The organism is Curtobacterium sp. LFS084 (assembly GCF_047977705.1).
Lineage (GTDB): Bacteria > Actinomycetota > Actinomycetes > Actinomycetales > Microbacteriaceae > Curtobacterium.
In genome coordinates this window covers 1-17,408 of the sequence record NZ_JBFPFM010000038.1, presented here as the reverse complement: position 1 = coordinate 17,408, position 17,408 = coordinate 1, and the positions used below count along the sequence as shown (strand labels likewise).

General features: G+C 71.5%; 13 protein-coding genes. 7 read left to right on the top strand and 6 right to left on the bottom strand.

The genetic code is table 11. The annotated features are described in order from the left end of the window. Nucleotides 1–28: 28 nt before the first annotated feature. The 3 genes from ACNQOV_RS15445 to ACNQOV_RS15435 all read left to right on the top strand — a co-directional run bounded on the left by ACNQOV_RS15445 (nt 29) and on the right by ACNQOV_RS15435 (nt 3,351). Nucleotides 29–637, top strand: a complete 609-nt coding sequence (locus ACNQOV_RS15445) for a dTDP-4-dehydrorhamnose 3,5-epimerase family protein (RefSeq protein WP_022906295.1) — start codon at nt 29–31, stop codon at nt 635–637. A 22-nt stretch (nt 638–659) separates the two neighbouring features. Next, nucleotides 660–1,523, top strand: a complete 864-nt coding sequence (gene rfbA, locus ACNQOV_RS15440; RefSeq protein WP_416395601.1) for a glucose-1-phosphate thymidylyltransferase RfbA — start codon at nt 660–662, stop codon at nt 1,521–1,523. Nucleotides 1,524–1,635: 112 nt separating this feature from the next. Then, nucleotides 1,636–3,351 (top strand): glycosyltransferase family protein, encoded by a 1,716-nt coding sequence (locus tag ACNQOV_RS15435; RefSeq protein WP_416405915.1) that lies wholly within the window; start codon nt 1,636–1,638, stop codon nt 3,349–3,351. Between the two features lie 152 nt (nt 3,352–3,503). Here ACNQOV_RS15435 and ACNQOV_RS15430 read toward each other — a convergent pair whose 3' ends face one another. The 5 genes from ACNQOV_RS15430 to ACNQOV_RS15410 form a co-directional block, all read right to left on the bottom strand. Next, nucleotides 3,504–4,358: a glycosyltransferase family 2 protein gene (locus ACNQOV_RS15430; protein ID WP_416395597.1), complete on the bottom strand. Its 855-nt coding sequence runs from the start codon at nt 4,356–4,358 to the stop codon at nt 3,504–3,506. Beyond that, nucleotides 4,355–5,506, bottom strand: coding sequence for a glycosyltransferase family 4 protein (locus ACNQOV_RS15425; protein ID WP_402268169.1), 1,152 nt, complete (start codon nt 5,504–5,506; stop codon nt 4,355–4,357). The genes ACNQOV_RS15430 and ACNQOV_RS15425 overlap by 4 nt, the downstream gene beginning before the upstream one ends. A 74-nt stretch (nt 5,507–5,580) precedes the next feature. Further along, nucleotides 5,581–6,693, bottom strand: coding sequence for a glycosyltransferase family 2 protein (locus ACNQOV_RS15420; protein ID WP_416395595.1), 1,113 nt, complete (start codon nt 6,691–6,693; stop codon nt 5,581–5,583). After that, the gene (locus tag ACNQOV_RS15415) at nt 6,612–7,841 is read right to left on the bottom strand and encodes an ABC transporter ATP-binding protein (protein WP_022905591.1); all 1,230 of its coding nucleotides are present in this window, start codon (nt 7,839–7,841) and stop codon (nt 6,612–6,614) included. The genes ACNQOV_RS15420 and ACNQOV_RS15415 overlap by 82 nt, the downstream gene beginning before the upstream one ends. 3 nt (nt 7,842–7,844) lie before the next feature. Further along, nucleotides 7,845–8,747, bottom strand: a complete 903-nt coding sequence (locus ACNQOV_RS15410; protein WP_402268164.1) for an ABC transporter permease — start codon at nt 8,745–8,747, stop codon at nt 7,845–7,847. Between the two features lie 206 nt (nt 8,748–8,953). Between ACNQOV_RS15410 and ACNQOV_RS15405 the strand changes: the two genes are divergently transcribed. Both ACNQOV_RS15405 and ACNQOV_RS15400 read left to right on the top strand, forming a co-directional pair. Further along, complete coding sequence (locus ACNQOV_RS15405; RefSeq protein WP_416395592.1) at nt 8,954–9,517, top strand: hypothetical protein; 564 nt, start codon at nt 8,954–8,956, stop codon at nt 9,515–9,517. Continuing rightward, complete coding sequence (locus tag ACNQOV_RS15400; RefSeq protein WP_416395590.1) at nt 9,517–11,955, top strand: hypothetical protein; 2,439 nt, start codon at nt 9,517–9,519, stop codon at nt 11,953–11,955. The genes ACNQOV_RS15405 and ACNQOV_RS15400 overlap by 1 nt, the downstream gene beginning before the upstream one ends. Nucleotides 11,956–12,174: 219 nt before the next feature. On the opposite strand, the gene ACNQOV_RS15395 is transcribed toward ACNQOV_RS15400, so the two are convergent. Then, nucleotides 12,175–13,470 carry a glycosyltransferase family protein gene (locus tag ACNQOV_RS15395; protein ID WP_022905588.1) on the bottom strand — a complete coding sequence of 432 codons (1,296 nt, stop codon included), beginning with the start codon at nt 13,468–13,470 and terminating at the stop codon, nt 12,175–12,177. A 136-nt stretch (nt 13,471–13,606) separates the two neighbouring features. Between ACNQOV_RS15395 and ACNQOV_RS15390 the strand changes: the two genes are divergently transcribed. Continuing rightward, nucleotides 13,607–16,096: a glycosyltransferase gene (locus ACNQOV_RS15390; protein ID WP_416395588.1), complete on the top strand. Its 2,490-nt coding sequence runs from the start codon at nt 13,607–13,609 to the stop codon at nt 16,094–16,096. Continuing rightward, nucleotides 16,093–16,842, top strand: coding sequence for a polyprenol monophosphomannose synthase (locus ACNQOV_RS15385; protein ID WP_416395586.1), 750 nt, complete (start codon nt 16,093–16,095; stop codon nt 16,840–16,842). Before ACNQOV_RS15390 ends, ACNQOV_RS15385 begins: the two co-directional genes overlap by 4 nt. Nucleotides 16,843–17,408: the final 566 nt, after the last annotated feature.

Genomic DNA, 17,408 nt, shown 5'->3' with positions numbered 1-17,408 from the left:
CGAACTCGCGCCTTGCTAGGCTTCCCCGGTGCAGATCCGCGAACTGAAGATCCCCGGCGCGTGGGAGTTCACGCCCGTCCAGCACGGCGACGCACGAGGAGCGTTCCTCGAGTCGTACCGTGCCGACGTCCTCGAGGAGACGGTCGGTCACCCGCTCGACCTGCGGCAGGTGAACATGTCGATCTCGTCGGCCGGCGTCGCGCGGGGCATCCACTACGCCCTCGTCGCCCCGAGCCAGGCGAAGTACGTCACCGCGGTCCGCGGGGCGTTCATCGACTACATCGTCGACATCCGGGTCGGCTCGCCGACCTTCGGCCAGTGGGACTCGGTCCGCATCGACGACGTCGACCGCCGGGCCGTGTACCTGTCCGAGGGGCTCGGGCACGCGATCGTCGCGCTCGAGGACCGCTCCACGGTGAACTACCTCGTCAGCGCGCACTACGACCCCCAGCGCGAGAAGGGGATCACGATCCTCGACCCGACCGTGGGCCTCACCCTGCCGGACGGCATCGGCGAGCCGGTCCTCTCCGAGAAGGACACGAACGCGCCGACGCTGGAGCAGGCCGCCGAACAGGGCCTCCTGCCGACGTACGAGGAGTGCGTGGCCTACACCGAGTCCCTCCGCACGACGAAGTAACGAACGAAGGAAGACGATCCCGATGAAGGGCATCATCCTCGCCGGGGGTTCCGGCACCCGCCTCTGGCCGATCACGAAGGGCATCAGCAAGCAGCTGATGCCGATCTACGACAAGCCGATGGTCTACTACCCGCTGTCGACGCTGATGATGGCGGGCATCCGCGAGGTCCTCGTCATCACGACGCCGGAGTACAACGACCAGTTCCGTGCGCTGCTCGGCGACGGCTCGGCGCTCGGCATGGACATCCAGTACGCCGTGCAGCCGAGCCCGGACGGCCTCGCGCAGGCGTTCGTCATCGGCGAGGACTTCATCGGCGACGACAGCGTCGCGCTGGTCCTCGGCGACAACATCTTCCACGGCACGGGCCTCGGCACGAACCTCCGCAAGAACACCGAGGTCGAGGGCGCGACGATCTTCGCGTACCACGTCGCCGACCCGAAGGCCTACGGCGTCGTCGAGTTCGACGACAGCTTCACCGCCGTCTCCATCGAGGAGAAGCCGACCGAGCCGAAGTCGAACTACGCCGTCCCCGGTCTGTACTTCTACGACAACAAGGTCATCGAGATCGCGAAGACGATCGAGCCGAGCGCCCGCGGGGAGCTCGAGATCTCGACCGTCAACGAGCGCTACCTCGAGGCCGGCGAGCTCGGTGTCCAGGTCCTCGACCGCGGCACCGCCTGGCTCGACACCGGGACGTTCGAGTCGATGATGCAGGCGTCCGAGTACGTCAAGGTCATCGAGGACCGCCAGGGCTTCAAGATCGGCTGCATCGAGGAGATCGCCTGGCGCAACGGCTGGATCGACGACGCGCAGCTCGCCGAGCTCGCCGCTCCGCTCGTCAAGGGCGGCTACGGCGTCTACCTCCAGCGGCTCCTCTCCGCCTGATCGCCCCGTGGCGATCTTCGGCCGGCGCCGCCGTCGGGATGCGACGCCCTCCGGTCCCGATGCGGTCCAGGAGGCGCGACACGCGTCCGAGACGGCGGCGTCGCCCGTCCGCGTGGCCGGCTCCGACGTCCCGCTGCCGCAGCTGGACGTGCCGGTGACGGTGGTCGTCACGACCCGCTCGGACCGGCACGCCGATGTCGCACGACTCGTCGACGTCGCCCGTGCCGCGTTCGGGCGGACGGTCGACGTCCGGGCCGTCAGCTACGTGGCCGACGCCTCGCCCGAGGACGCGTTCGACGGGGCGCTGCCGTGGGTCCGGACGGACGCCGTCGACGGGATCGGCTCGGCGGTCAACGCCGGGGTCGCCGCCGGCGTCGGCCGGGTGCTCGTGGTCGTGGACACCTCGGTCGTGATCGACGCCGACGCGCTGAGACTGCTCGCGCACGACGTGGGGCGTCCCACCCAGGCCGTCGTCCGGACGGTCGACGGCGAGGCGCGCACCGGAGCCCGGCTCGTGCGCCCCGGAGCGCTGCCGTGGTCGGACGACCGTCCCGCGCCCGAGGACGACCTGGTGTTCGGGGCGGACCAACCGGTGATCGCGATGCCGCAGTGGGCCGTGGTGGCCGCACCGTGCCTCCCGGACGAACGCACCGCCCTCACGGCGTGGACCGCCGACGCGGCCGCGGCTGCCCACACGGCCGTGCGTGTCCGCGACGTCGGTCCGGTGGTCCGGACGGTCGAGCCGGGCCGCACCGTCGACGCCGGCGTGGTGGACGTCGTCGCATCCTGGCGTGACCGATCGCGGACGCCGGTCGGGGGTCTCGGTGCCGGTGTCGTCGCCGGCCCGCCGCTGCCGCCGTGGGGTGCCCGGCCCGTGACGCCCGCCCGCCGCTCCAGCCGGCCCGCTGCCGATCCGCTCGCCTGGTCGATCAAGATCGCCGCACCGGCAGGACCCGACGGTGACGGCTGGGGCGACGTGCACTTCGCCGCCGAGCTGGCCGCCGCCCTCGAGCGACTCGGGCAGCACGTGCGGGTCGACCGCCGCGACGCGCACGTGCGGGACGACGACGGAGCGGACGACGTCACCCTCGTCGTGCGGGGACTCGACCGGGTGCCGCCGAACCCGGCGTCGGTGAACCTCCTGTGGGTGATCAGCCACCCGGACGACGTCGCGGACACCGAGCTGCGGTCGTTCGACCGGTCGTTCGCCGCCGGTCCGGCGTGGGCCGCCGACGCTGCCGCGCGCTCGGGCGTGCCGGTCGAGACCCTGCTCCAGGCGACCGACCCGGCGGTCTTCCGTCCGGACGTGTCCGCCGGGCCCGATGCCGGCCGGGTCGTCTTCGTCGGGTCGACCCGCGGTACCGCGCGCCCGGTCGTCCGGGACGCGGTCGCCCTCGGCGCCGATCTGCGCGTGCACGGCCCCGGGTGGGAGGGCGTCGTCCCGGAGGCTCTGCGCGGCGAGCCCGCGCTGTCCCGGCCCGAGGTCGCGGGTGCCTACGCGTCCGCCCGTGTCGTGCTGAACGACCACTGGCCGGACATGGCGGCCGGCGGGTTCGTGTCGAACCGGGTGTTCGACGTGCTGGCGTCCGGGGGAGTCGTCGTGACGGACCCGGTGGTCGGGCTCGGTGACGTGCTCGACGTCCCGACGCTGGCGGTGGCGCGGTCGCGGGAGGACCTGGCGGACCTGCTCGACCCGGCGCACCCGTGGCCGTCGGCCGCCGAGCGCGCCGAGGTCGCCGCGCACGTCGCCGCCGAGCACTCGTTCGACGCCCGGGCCCGCGTGCTGCTCGCCGCCGCGCGCGAAGAGCGCACCCGCCTCCGCCGCTGAGCCCGCCGCGCCCGCGCTGCCCCCGCCCCGGCGTCGAACCACGTTCGCGACGTCGAACCAGGCCGCGTGCCCGGTTCCACGTCGGAACGCTGGTTCGACGCGGGCACGGCTGCGCCGCCGCACAACCAAGACCGCGCCGAGCTGCGCGGGTGCTACTTGCGCGTGACCCAGCGGGCGCGGACCGACAGCCCGACGCGCAGCACGAGCCGCAGCGGCCACAGCCACCACGCCCGGTACTTGCGGGACAGGAACCGGTAGGCGCTCCGGTGGTGCTCGACCTCCATGCGGCGCCGGTTCGACGACGTCGAGTGGGCCCCGGTGTGCGTCACCACGGCGGTCGGCACGTACACGTTCGCCCGCCCGGCGAGCCCCACACGCTGCCCGAGGTCGACGTCCTCGAAGTACATGAAGTACGACTCGTCGAAGCCGCCGAGCTCGCGGAACAGCGACGTCCGGATGAGGAAGCAGGCGCCGGAGAGCCAGCCGGCTTCGCGCTCGACGACCTCGGTGGTCGACCAGTAGCGCTGGCTCCACGGGTTCGCCGGCCAGAACCGCGAGAACGCCGCGTGACCGAGTCCGGTGCGGAGCGAGGGCAGCTGCCGTGCCGAGGGGTAGGTGTCACCGTGCTCGTCGAGGATCCGCGGACCGAACGACCCGCCGGTCGGGAGCCGGTCGGCCGCGGCCACGAGTTCATCGATGGAACCGGGTGCGAGGACGACGTCGGGGTTCGTGACGAGCAGGAACTCCGGCCGGACGTCCGGCAGGACGTCGTCGAGGGCGCCGAGCGCGGCGTCGATCCCACCGCCGTAGCCGCGGTTCCCGCCGGAGGACACCACGACGGCGCCGTACGACTCGCCGATCGCCCGGAGCGCCTCGAGGTCCGTCGAGCCGTTGTCGGCGATGACGACCGCGACCGGGGACGTCGACGCCGCCTCGATGCTCGCGAGGAACGGCCGGATCGTCTCACCCGTGTTGTACGTGACGGTGAGCACCGCGACCCGGGTCATCGCACACCCCCGGCGACGGCCCGGTAGGCGTCGGTGTGCACGGCCGCGGTGGCGTCCCAGGTGAAGTCCTCGGCCCGCCGGAGCGCAGCGGCACGGTGCGACGCGACGCGCGCCGGATCGTCGAGCAGCTCGGCGATGGCGGCCGCCAGCGCCGGGGCGTCGGGTTCGCTGTACACGGCGGCGTCGCCCCCGACCTCGGGCAGCGACAGGCGCCTGGTCGTGAGCACGCACGCACCCGTGGCCATCGCCTCGACGACCGGCAGACCGAAGCCCTCGCCGAGCGACGGGTAGACGACGAACTCCGCGCCGCCGAGGAAGCCGGAGAGGTCCTCGAGGGGCAGGTACCCGGCCTCGACCACGTGGTCGGCGTCCTGCAGCGCGTCGAGGCGTTCGATCGCGGCCTCGTCCCAGCCGCGGGCGCCGGAGAGCACCAGCCAGGGCGTGTCCGATCCGGTGACCGCCCGGGCGTCGCGGACCGAGGCGTACGCGTCGAGCAGGGCGGTGACGTTCTTGCGCGGCTCGATCGTGCCGAGGAAGGCGATCCAGGCGGCGTCGTCGGGGAGCGTCGCGGCGATCCGGGCGTCCTCGACCGCGGCGGTGGACGGTTCGTGGAAGACGGTGCGGTCCACGCCGAGCGGGGCGACCCGGACGTCCGCACGGATGCCCGGGACGACGCGTCGTGCCTCGGTCGCGGTGGCGGCACTCGGCACGACGACGACCGGACGGGTCCGGAGCGAGCGGCGGCTCCACCAGGTGAAGAACGTGCGCTTCAGGCGGGAGTGCCACTCGGGGTTCGAGAAGAACGTGGCGTCGTGCAGCGTGACGACGGAGCCCCGCCGCCAGGCGAACGGGAACGTGTAGTGCGGGGAGTGCAGCACCGTGGCGCCGATCCGCCGACCGAGTGCCGGCAGCCCGGTCTGCTCCCAGAGGAACCGCAGCGGCACGGACTCCGTCCACGCCGGCGCGGTGTGCAGGGTCGCGTGCGGTGCGACGGCGCGGAAGTGGGCGGCGTGCACGGGCCGCACGACGAGGTGCACGTCGAGTGTCGGGTCGGTCAGGTGCGACACGACCCCTTCGACGTAGCGTCCGACACCGCCGAGGTTGCGCGGTACCGCGGTCCCGTCGATGAGGACGGTGAGCTGCGGCACGCGTGGTTCCTTCCGGCCGGGGACGCCGCGGCCGGGACCGTCGACGGGGGAGCCTCCAGGATAGCCCGCCCCGCTCATGCGGTCGGGTCCACGGCGCTCCGCGGGACGGACGCGACCCGCGTCTCGCGGCGGCGGCGCGCGAGGTGCGCGGGGAGGTGCCCGACCACGTCGGCCAGCGCTGCCAGGACGAGCCGCGCCTCCCGTCTGCTGCGCCGGCACCGAACCCCCACCCCCCCGCGCGCGGGGGCCCGCCCCGCCGCGCCCACCACGGTCGGCCACGGCGCGTGCCACAGGGCGACGACGAGGCGGTTGCGGGCGTTGCGGAACACGAACAGGTCGCTCTGCACGCCGGACGACGCCGAGTGGTCGTGCTCGACGACGGCGTCGGCCGCGTACTCCACGCGCCACCCGCGGCGTCGGAGCCGCCAGGCGAGCTCGGTGTCCTCGTAGTACATGAAGAGCGACTCGTCGAGGAGGCCCACGTCCTCGAGGGCCGCGACGCGCAGGGCGGAGGCACCACCCGAGAAGCCGAACACGTCGCGCTCGGCCGGGTGGTCGGCGGGCGCGAACCAGTCGCGGTCGGCTCCGTTGCCGTCGCGGTCGACCCGGACGCCGGTCGAGTTGAGGCGGACCTCGCCGTCCGGGTCGGGGACCCAGGTGCGGCCGTCGTGGTCGCGGAGCGCGCGTCCGGCGGGTGGTGCGGCGTGGGCCGGGAGGCGCGACCAGCGCCCGGCGAGCACGATGCGGCCCGTCACGGCCGCCACGGCCGCAGGGGCGGCGTCGAGGTGGTCGCGGAGGGCCGCGACGAAGCCGGGAGCGGGATCGGCGTCGTTGTTGAGCAGCACGACGACGTCGGCGTCCGCGTGCCGGATGCCCGCGTTCGCCCCGGCGGCGAACCCGCCGTTGCTGGCACGGACGATCACCGTCGCCTCCGGCAGGTCGCGGCGGAGCACGGCGACCGAGTCGTCCGTCGACCCGTTGTCGACCACGACGACCCGGTCGGCCGCGCCGTCGTCGAGCACGGCGCGGACGGCGCGGGTCGTGAGGTCGGCACGGTTCCAGTTGACGACGACGACCGCGGTGCGGGAGGCGCCGTCGTGCAGCGTCAGTCGAGCTCCTCGATGGAGGGCTTGGCGTAGACGCTGCCGACGGCGTCGCCGAACGACGGGACCTCGAACGAGTCGCACTCCGGCAGGTCGTGCAGGTGCCGGCCGGCGGAGTCCATCATCGACACGTTGATGAAGTACTTGCCGGTGCCGAAGTTCGTGTCCGTGATCCGGAGCCGGAGCTTCCGGCGCCCGTGCAGCGGTTCGAGGTGCACGCCCATGATGCCGGTGGTCGTGCCGTAGACGACCTGGCCGGCGGTGTTGTTGATCTGGACGGCCGCCTCCCAGTCGGTGACGCCGTCGAGGTGCTCGAACTCCATGTCCACGACCAGGTCGTCGCCCGGCGTGACGGGGGCGCGGTGCTGCTTGCCGTCGGCGTGCACGGTCGCGCCGAGCACGGTGCCGCGGCCCACGGCGACGTCGGCGCTGAGCTCGCCGGAGCGGCGCTCCTCGAGCACGTCGCGGAACTTGCTGACCGCCTGGACGGCGTCCCCGTCGTGCAGGACCTTGCCCTTGTTGAGCAGCACGACCCGGTCGCACATCTCCTGCACCTGGCTGAGCGAGTGCGTGACGATGATGATCGTCTTGCCCTGCTCCTGGAACGACCGGATGCGGTCGAGGCACTTGCGCTGGAACGCCTCGTCGCCCACCGCCAGGACCTCGTCGACGAGCAGGACGTCGGGGTCGGTGTGCACGGCGACCGCGAAGGCGAGTCGCACGTACATGCCGGAGCTGTAGAACTTCACCTGGGTGTCGATGAAGTCGCCGATGCCGGAGAAGGCGAGGATGTCGTCGAACCGTTCCTCGGTCTCCTTGCGGCTCAGGCCGAGCAGCGCCGCGTTGAGGTAGACGTTCTCGCGACCGGACAGGTCCGGGTGGAACCCGGCGCCGAGTTCGAGCAGGGCCGCCAGACGGCCGCGGCGCGAGACGGTGCCGGACGTCGGCTGGATGATCCCGCCGATCGCCTTGAGCAGCGTCGACTTGCCCGAGCCGTTCTGACCGATGAGCCCGACGGTCGTGCCCGCCTGGATCGAGACGGTGACGTCGTCGAGCGCCCAGAAGTCCTGGCGGTGCTTCCGGCCGGCGCGGCCGAGCGTGACGATCCGCTCGCGGATGGTGTTGTCCTTGCGGACGGTGAAGCGCTTGCGGACGTGGTCGATGACGATGACGTCGGGGCGCTCGTCGCCGTCCTGCTGCGTGGTGGGCGCGACGGGGGTGCTGATGGCCATGGTCTAGAGCTCCTGCGCGAAGTTGCCCTGCAGGCGGGAGAAGACCCGCTGCGCGCCGATGAGGCAGAACAGGCCGATGACGAACGCGATGCCGAGTCGGAGCATGAGGTGGTCCGGGTAGACGACCTTCGCGGGGTCGTGCAGCCAGATGGCGTTCTGCATGCCGAGCACGGACAGGGTCAGCGGGTTGTTCGTGTAGACGGTCAGGATCCACTGGACCTGCAGCTCCTTGAGGACCATCGAGTACGAGTACACGATGGGCGATCCCCAGAGGAGCACCATCAGGCCGACGTCGATGACGAACTGCACGTCCCGCAGGTACACGTTGAGCGCCGACAGGACGAGCCCGATGGCGGCGCCGTAGACGACGATGACGGCGAGCGACGGCACCAGGTAGACCAGGCCCTCGTGCAACGGGAACGCGCCGAGCACGAGCGTCGCCACGATCAGGATGACGAACTGGATGGCGTAGTTGACCAGGGCGGCGCCGACGCTCGCGAGCGGGAAGACCTCGCGCGGGACGTAGACCTTCTTGATGAGGCCGCTGTTGCCGACGATCGAGCCGGTCGACCCGGCGACGATCTCGCTGAAGAGCGTGTACGCCCCGAGGCCGGTGAAGACGTAGATCGCGAAGTTGTCGATGCCGTGCGCGGCGCCGAGCACCTTGCCGATCACGAAGTAGTAGATGAGGAGCTGGGTCAGCGGCCGGACGAGCGTCCAGACGAACCCGAGCGCCGAGTCCTTGTACCGCGCCTTGAGGTCGCGGCGCACGAGCATGCCGAGCATCTCGCGCTGCCGGAACACGTCACGCAGTTCGCGCCAGGTTCCTCGGATGGCACTCGTCGGAGCGCCGACCACGACCAGGGGCTCCTTCGCGAGCGCGGCCATGCGGGCTTGATCGACCATGTGTCTCTTCGTTCGTGGGGGCAGGACCGGAACAGCATACTCACCGCATCACCCAGGACGCCGGTGCGTCCGGCGGATCGAACGACACCTGTCGTCCGCCCCCGTGCGGGGGTGAAAGTGCGCGGATTTAACCCTCAACCTTCACTTTCGGGTTACCGTTGACGCAACCCGGACCCTTGTCAACATCCACAGGACGGCCCGTCAGCATGCAGTTCGCATCACGGCCGATCGCTGCGATCGCGGTGCTCGGTGCTCTCAGTCTCCTCTCGGCGGGTTGTTCCGCCGGGAGCGACGACGATCCGACCGCGTCTCCCACGCGCTCGGCGAGTGCCACCGCCACCGCCACGGCGACCGACTCACCCACCGCCTCGTCGACCCCGTCGCCGAGCACTCCCGACGACACGGACGACAGCCCGTCGGCGTTCCCCGGCACCGGCCAGACCACGGAGCCCGACGACGACCCGTCCGAGTTCCCCGCCACGGCGCTCGTCACGTACGCCGGCTGGGACACCGGCAGCCGGACGCTCCAGGCGGGCGGCCTCGTCTCGGGCACGACGAACACGTCCGGCACGTGCACGTTCACCGCGACCAAGGGCGGTGTCAGCCGGACCCTGACGAGCACCGCGGAGGCCAGTGCGTCCTCCGTCAACTGCGCGCAGGTGTCCTTCCCCGCGGCCCAGGTGTCGAGCGGCACCTGGTCGATCACCCTCGACTACCGGGTCGGCTCGCAGTCGACCACGTCCGACCCGATGACGGCGGAGGTGCCGTGATGCGATCCATCCGAACCGACGGGCGACGACGCCCGCTGCGGTCGTCCCTCGCCCTCGTGGCCGCGCTCGCCGTGGCGGTGAGCGGGTTGACCTTCGGCACGGTGCTGTCCGAGCAGACCACGACGGAGTCCGCCTCGGCCGCGACCGCCGCGTCGTTCGACCCGGGCAACATCATCAGCGACGTGAACTTCTACAACGGGTCCGCGATGAGCGCGTCGTCCGTGCAGTCGTTCCTCAACAGCGTCGCGCCGAACTGCCGGCAGGCGTCCGGCGGCCCCGCGTGCCTGAAGAACTTCTCGCAGAACATGAGCGGCATCGCCGCCGTGTCCGGACGGTGCTCGGCCATCAACGGCGGCGTGAAGTCGGCGGCCACGGTCATCGCGCAGGTCGGTGCCGCGTGCGGCATCAGCCAGAAGGTGCTCCTCGTGCTGCTGCAGAAGGAGCAGGGGATCGTCGCGACGAACAGCCCGACGAGCTACATGTACCTGCACGCCACCGGCTTCGCCTGCCCGGACACCGCGCCGTGCGACCCGAAGTACTACGGCTTCGGGCAGCAGGTGTACGCCGCGGCGCTGCAGTTCAAGCGCTACCAGGCGTCCCCGACGTCGTGGGCATACCAGGCCGGCCGCAACAACTCGATCCTCTACAACCCGAACGCCGCGTGCGGTCGGAAGACGGTCTACATCAAGAACCAGGCGACCGCCGGGCTGTACATCTACACGCCGTACACCCCGAACGCGGCCGCGATGTCGAACCTCTACGGCACCGGTGACGGCTGCTCGGCCTACGGCAACCGGAACTTCTGGCGGATGTACACCGACTGGTTCGGCTCGCCCACCGGCGGCAGCTCGCCCGTCGGCAGCGTCGACTCCGTGAAGACCGGCTACCGCCAGGTCACCGTTGGCGGCTGGGCGTACGACCCCGACGTCGCCACGAAGCCGATCCGCGTCGCGTTCTACGTCGACGGCGTCGGCAAGCGGACGATCGACGCGAACGCGAACCGCTCCGACCTCGCCAGCCGGCTCGGCTCGGGGAACACCGCCCACGGGTACTCGACCACCCTCACCGGCATCAGCGGCGGCAGCCACAACGTCTGTGTGTTCGGCATCAACCAGGGCCAGGGCGCGAACGCGCTGCTCGGGTGCCAGCAGGTGACCGTCCGGACGGGCGCGCCGTTCGGCAAGCTCGACCAGGCCACGCTCGCCGCGGACAAGCTCTCGGTGCGCGGCTGGGCGATCGACCCGGACACGACGTCCTCGGTCGCCGTGCAGCTCCGCGTGGACAACGTCGTGAAGAAGTCCTGGACGGCCAGCGCCTCGCGCACCGACGTCGAGAAGACCTACCCCGGCTGGGGCTCGGCGCACGGCTACTCCGCGACGATCGGCGGCATCGGCGCCGGGAAGCACACGATCAGCACGTGGGCGAAGGACTCGTCGACGGGCAAGTGGACCCAGCTCGGGTCGAAGTCCGTGACGAAGGCCAGCGGTTCGCCGTGGATCATCATCGACGAGGCATCGTCCACGGTGCCGGGCAAGCTGAAGATCCGCGGCTGGACGGCCGACCCGGACACGATCGCGCCGCTGCGCGTCCACCTGTACCTGGACGGCAAGCCGCTGACCTCGTTCACGGCCGACCAGACCAAGGCCGGGCTCGACAAGGCGCTCCCCGGCTACGGTGACGACCACGCGATCCTGTTCACCCGCAGCAGTGTGCCGGCGGGCAAGCACCAGCTCTGCATCATCGCGATCAACGTCGGCCCCGGCGGCAACAGCAACGTCTGCACGACGTTCCAGACGCCGACCGGTCCGCCGAAGGTGACGATCGAGTCCGGTTCGTCGCCGACCCTCGGCTCGCTGCGTGTCAGCGGGTACGCCGTCGACCCCGACACCGTCCAGCCGATCGGCGTGACGTACACGGTGGACGGCAAGAAGGTCCAGACGGGCACGGCCGACCAGGCGAGCGACACCGCGGCGAAGGCGTTCCCGGGGTACTACTCGAAGCACGGCTTCCAGGCCACGCTGACCGGCATCGGCCCGGGCAAGCACACCGTGTGCGTCGTCGGGACGAACGTCGGCGGCGGGTCGAACGCGAACGCGTGCAGCACCGTGGCGATGACCTCGGGCAACCCGGTCCTGCTGCTCGACGAGGTCTCATCGCCCGGCACCGGCCAGGTCAAGGTGCGCGGCTGGGCCATCGACCCGGACACCGCGTCGCCGATCCAGGTGCACGTGTACCTGAACGGCGCCGGCGCGAAGTCGCTGACCGCGAACCAGGCGAAGGCCTCGCTCGCGACCGTCTACGGCGGGTACGGGGCGAACCACGCGTTCTCGACGACGCTGACCGGCAAGGCCTCCGGGAGCACGCAGGTGTGCGTCTACGCGATGAACACCGGCGCCGGGTCGAACACGACGCTCTGCCGGACGCTCACCGTCAAGTAGGCGGGCTGGCGGTCGGGAAGACCGCGACGCGGAAGACGGGAGGCGCCCCCCCCCCGGGGGGGGCGCCTCCCGTCTCGTGCGTGGCCGGGTCCGGTGCGCGCGCTGCACAGCCGTGCACGGTGCTCAGCCGCGCGTCGCGCTGGCGTGGGCGGTGCTCAGCCGGGCATCGCGGAGGCGTGGGCGCTGCTCAGCCGCGCCTCGCGGGGGTGTCCGTCGTGCTCAGCCGTGGTCGCGTCCGCGCACGACGCGCGCGAGGCCGCCGAAGCGGTGCAGCAGGCGGTACTCCGCCGACCGGGTGAGCGCGTCGTACTCGCGCGCGATCGCGTCGCGCTCCGCTTCGGCCCGTCGACGGGCGGCGTCGAACGACGCGACGGCCTCCTCGGCGACGACGAGCCGCTCGTTGATGTCGCGGACGCCCTGCAGGTGCACGTCGCGCTCCTGCTCGGCGACCCGAAGGACCTCGCGCTCGTTCGTCGCCCACCGCAGGAAGGGCGACCGGCTGCCGGTCCGGGAGCGGGCGTGCGCGATCGCGGCCTCGAGGACCGGGCGCACCTGCTCCGCACGGGCCGTGAACGAGTGGCGCGCCAGGACGACGCCACGCAGCCGCTCGACGAGCGCCGTCCGCTCGTCGTCCGGCATCGCGAGCGCCCGCTCGAGCGATGCGGCGTCGTCGAAGACCGGCACGTCGGCGAGACCCAGCTCCTCGAGCCCGAGCGCGCAGTCCGTGACGGGCAGGGCGCCGGCCGCGAGCGACTCGTACAGGCGGGAGTTCAGCGTGCCGTACTCGGCCGCCGGCGCGATGACGTCGTCGACCACGAAGGCCGCCGACCGGTACACCTCGGGGAGGGCGAAGTAGGGGACCATCGGCCGCAGCTCGACGCCGGGCGAGGGCTCGACGTGCTCGGCATTCGCGGCGAACCAGACGATCGGCTCGGCCGGACGGACCTCGTCGAGGACGTCCTGCACGTGGCGTCGGACACCCCAGAAGTTGACGGTCGCCACCGCACGGTCGCTCCGCGGGGCGTCGGGGTCGGTCGTGAAGAGGTCGGTGTCGACACCGATCGGCACGACCTCGACCGGGCCGTCGTACTGCTCGGCGATCGCGTCGCGGGCGGCGGACGACGAGGTCCAGACCGCCTCGAACTCGTCGAGGTACGGCAACGCCGCCCACTTCGCCGTCCAGTTGCGCACCCACGCCACGAGGGCGGTGGTCGGCGGCACCCGGCCGGGCACGAAGGACTCGATCATGACGACCACGACGGCGGTGTCCTCCGGCACGGGGTCCGCCCAGCGGGTCATCGGCCACATCAAGACGCCCCACCCGGCGTCCCGGAGTGCCCGGGCGAGCCCGAGCGCGACGTAGAGGTCGCCCTTGCCCTCGGTCGTGTCGTCCGTCGAGACCGCGAACCGCACGGTCCCGCGAGGTCCCTCGGCGTGCTGACCGGCGGCGATCGCCGCGTAGTCCTCCGCCAGAGGGGAGGACGTGGGAGCGGTCGGGATGCTGGTCGCGGTCACCGAGCCATTCTGCACGAATCGGCAGTGATCACAGGGGAGCGCGGGCGCGCGCCTTGTAGGGTGTCATCGGCCGACGGCACCCCGCGGCCGACCCGTCGATCCGCGCCTGGCGCGCGGCAGCTGCTGGAGGAACCGCGTGACAGAGCGCAAGCCGGGAGTCGTGTCCGTCATCCTCGTGAACTACAAGGGCACGGACGACACCCTGACGAGCATCGCGGAGCTCCGCAAGCAGGACTGGCCGCAGGACCGCCTCGAGGTCATCGTCGTCGAGAACGGCTCCGGTCCGGAACACCTCGGCCGGCTCAAGGCGTCCGAGCTCGACTTCACGCTGGTCGACGCGGGGGCGAACCTCGGCTTCACCGGTGGCTGCAACCTCGGCGTCGAGAAGTCCTCCGGCGAGATCGTGGCGTTCCTCAACAACGACGCACGTCCCGACACGGGCTGGGTGCGCGAGGCGATGGCGACGTTCGCCTCCGGCGCGGACATCGGCGCCGTGGCGTCGAAGGTCCTCGACTGGGAAGGCGTCAACGTCGACTTCACCGAGGCCGCGATGACCTGGTACGGCATGGGCTACAAGCCGTTCGCGGGCTCGCCGGACACCGGGCGCTGGGAGTCCGAGACGGACGTGCTGTTCGGCACCGGCGCGGCGATGTTCATCCGCGCGGAGCTCTTCGAGCAGCTCGACGGCTTCGACGACCGCTACTTCATGTTCTACGAGGACGTCGACCTCGGCTGGCGGCTCAACCTGCTCGGCTGGCGCTTCCGCTACCAGCCGAAGTCCGTCGCGTTCCACAAGCACCACGCGTCGATGAACAAGTTCGGCGACTTCCGCGAGACGTACCTGCTCGAGCGGAACGCGCTCTTCACGCTCTACAAGAACCTCGGCGACGAGCAGCTCGCAGCGGCCCTGCCGGGGTCGCTCGCGCTCGTCGTCCGCCGCGCCGTCGGTCGGGGCGAACTCGACTCGACCGAGCTCGACCTCCGCAACCCCGGCGACGACAGCGTCCCGACGATCCCGGTGCCGAAGACCGCGATGGCGGGGATCTACGGCGTCGACCAGTTCGTCGAGCAGCTGCCGTCGATGACCGAGTCGCGCCGCGCGATCCAGGCGACCCGCGTCCGCAGCGACCGCGAGCTGCTGCGCCTGTTCGGCAACCGCGACGAGCCGGCGTACCCGATCGAGAACTACCTCGCCGGCTACGACAAGATCGTGCACTCCCTCGGCGTGCTGGACGTCGGCACCCGCCGCCGTGTGCTCATCATCACCGGTGACTCCATCGGCGAGAAGATGGCCGGCCCGGCGATCCGCGCGACGCAGATGGCGAAGCAGCTCGCCGGCGAGCACGACGTCCGCGTCATCAGCCTCACGCGCTCGTCGCAGATCGACCCCTCGTACGAGGTCGTCACGGTGCCGCACCGGCACCCGCGGCAGATGGTCGAGCACGAGGCCTGGGCCGACGTCATCATCGTGCAGGGCCACGCGCTCCGCCTGTTCCCGGTGCTCGAGTCGACGAGCAAGATCCTCGTCGTCGACGTCTACGACCCGCTGCACCTCGAGCAGCTCGAACAGGGCCGCAGCGACGACGTCGACCAGTGGAACCGTCAGATCCTCGACGCCTCGGACACCCTGAACCACCAGCTCGAGCTCGGCGACTACTTCATCTGCGCCTCCGAGCGCCAGCGCATGTTCTGGCTCGGGCAGCTCGCCGGCTCCGGCCGCGTGAACGCCCGCACCTACTCGCGTGACCCCGACCTCCGGTCGCTCATCGGCGTCGTGCCGTTCGGGCTGTCGTCGACGCCGCCGGTCCACGACCAGCAGCGGGTCAAGGGCGTCGTCCCCGGCATCGGCAAGAACGACAAGCTCGTCGTCTGGGGCGGCGGCATCTACGACTGGTTCGACCCGATCACGCTCGTCCGCGCGATCGGCCGGCTCGCCGCGAAGAAGCCGAGCGTGAAGCTCTTCTTCATGGGCGTGCAGCACCCGAACCCCGACGTGCCCGAGATGGACATCGTCGCCAAGGTCCGCGCCGAGGCCGACGCGCTCGGCCTGACCGGCAAGAACGTGTTCTTCAACGACGCGTGGATCCCGTACGAGGAGCGTGGCGCATACCTGCTCGAGGCCGACGCCGGCGTCTCGACGCACTACGAGCACCTCGAGACCACGTTCTCGTTCCGCACGCGCATCCTCGACTACCTCTGGGCGCGCCTGCCGATCGTGACGACCGCCGGAGACTCCTTCGGTGACCTCGTCGCCGAGGAGAAGCTCGGCATCGCGGTGCACGAGCAGGACATCGACGGCCTCGCCGCCGCGCTCGAGACGGCGCTCTTCGACAAGAAGGCCCGTGCCGAGTTCATCGGCAACGTCGACCGCGTGCGCGAGCAGTTCACGTGGGAGAACGTCCTCGCCCCGCTCGTCGAGTTCTGCCGCAACCCGATCCGCGCTGCCGACAAGAGCGTCCGCGACACGTCGTCGACGATCCAGCCGCACGCCATGCGCGTGCGTGTGCCGGACCGCAAGAAGCTCTACGGTGTCCGTCACGACCTCGGTCGCGCCGTGCACTACTTCCGCACCGAGGGTCCGCGGAGCGTCGCGGGCAAGATCAAGCGTCGGCTGCAGAACCGGTGACCGCGGGCGCCACGGCGCTCGTGATCGTGCCGACCTACAACGAGGCTGAGAACGTCCGCACGATCGCCACGGCCGTCCTCGGAGCGCTGCCGGACGCGCACCTGCTCGTCGTCGACGACGCGAGTCCCGACGGCACGGGTGCCCTCGTGCGGCGGCTCGCGGCCGAGGACGACCGGGTGCACCTGCTCGAGCGCTCCGGCAAGCTCGGCCTCGGGACCGCGTACGTCGCCGGCTTCCGCTGGGGGCTCGAGCGCGGCTACCCGCTGCTCGTCGAGATGGATGCGGACGGTTCGCACCCCGCCGACCGGCTCCCGGCCCTCGTGGCCGCGGTCGACGAGGCCGACGACGTGATGCTGGCGATCGGATCGCGGTGGATCCCCGGAGGATCGGTCGTCGACTGGCCGCTCCACCGCGAGGTCCTCAGCAGGAGCGCCAACACCTACGCCCGTCTCGTCCTCGGGATCGGGGTGCGGGACGTCACCGCCGGCTTCCGGGTGTACCGCGCCGACGCCGTCCGTCGGATGGACCTCGCCGGGATCGACTCGAAGGGGTACTGCTTCCAGGTGGACATGACCCTGCGCGTCGACGACCTCGGTGGGCGGATCGTCGAGGTGCCCATTCGTTTCCGTGATCGCGTGCACGGGGTGTCGAAGATGAGCCGTTCGATCGTGGTCGAGGCGATGCTGCGGGTCACCCAGTGGGGCGTCCAGCGCCGCTTCGGCCGTCGTCGCGCCGCACGTCGCTGACGCGGGCTCCCGCGCGCTCTGCCCGGTGCTGCGTGGTGCTTCCGCGCGCTCGGTGCCTGGTGCTTGGTGCCTGGCGCCCGGTGCTTCCGGGCGTACCTGGTGCGATCGGGCGTACCTGGCGAGAAGTTCCGACCAGGTACGCCCGTTTCCACAATTCATCGCGCTCGTTCTGGGAAGAACCGACCCGGCGGGCCGGCGGCAGGGTCGGGCATCCCCGCTGCTTCCGCGTGTGCCGCGTGCCCCCTTGGGTGCCGAGGACTCCCGCGCGTACCTGGTGCTTTCGGGCGTACCTGGCGAGAAGTTCCGACCAGGTACGCCCGTTTCCGCAACCCATCGCGCCCGTTCTGGGAAGAACCGCCCCCCGGACCGCCCCACGGACCGACCCCACGGACCGGCCTCACCGACCGACCCCGCTGACCGGGGATGCCTAAAGGACGGGACCACAGACGGACGGGAGGCGCGGGGGCCCCGGGGCCCCCGCCCCCCCGGGGGGGGGGGGGCGCCGCCCACGACCCCCCGACCGAGCAATCCCCGGGGGCCCCGACCAGAAGGCGCAAACCCCCCCG

What these genes read in the sequence shown, in the direction of transcription:
- rfbA (WP_416395601.1), top strand. Translation starts at nt 660, where the DNA reads ATGAAGGGCATCATCCTCGCCGGGGGTTCCGGCACCCGCCTCTGGCCG.
- ACNQOV_RS15430 (WP_416395597.1), bottom strand. Translation starts at nt 4,358, where the DNA reads ATGACCCGGGTCGCGGTGCTCACCGTCACGTACAACACGGGTGAGACG.
- ACNQOV_RS15415 (WP_022905591.1), bottom strand. Translation starts at nt 7,841, where the DNA reads ATGGCCATCAGCACCCCCGTCGCGCCCACCACGCAGCAGGACGGCGAC.
- ACNQOV_RS15410 (WP_402268164.1), bottom strand. Translation starts at nt 8,747, where the DNA reads ATGGTCGATCAAGCCCGCATGGCCGCGCTCGCGAAGGAGCCCCTGGTC.
- ACNQOV_RS15405 (WP_416395592.1), top strand. Translation starts at nt 8,954, where the DNA reads ATGCAGTTCGCATCACGGCCGATCGCTGCGATCGCGGTGCTCGGTGCT.
- ACNQOV_RS15400 (WP_416395590.1), top strand. Translation starts at nt 9,517, where the DNA reads ATGCGATCCATCCGAACCGACGGGCGACGACGCCCGCTGCGGTCGTCC.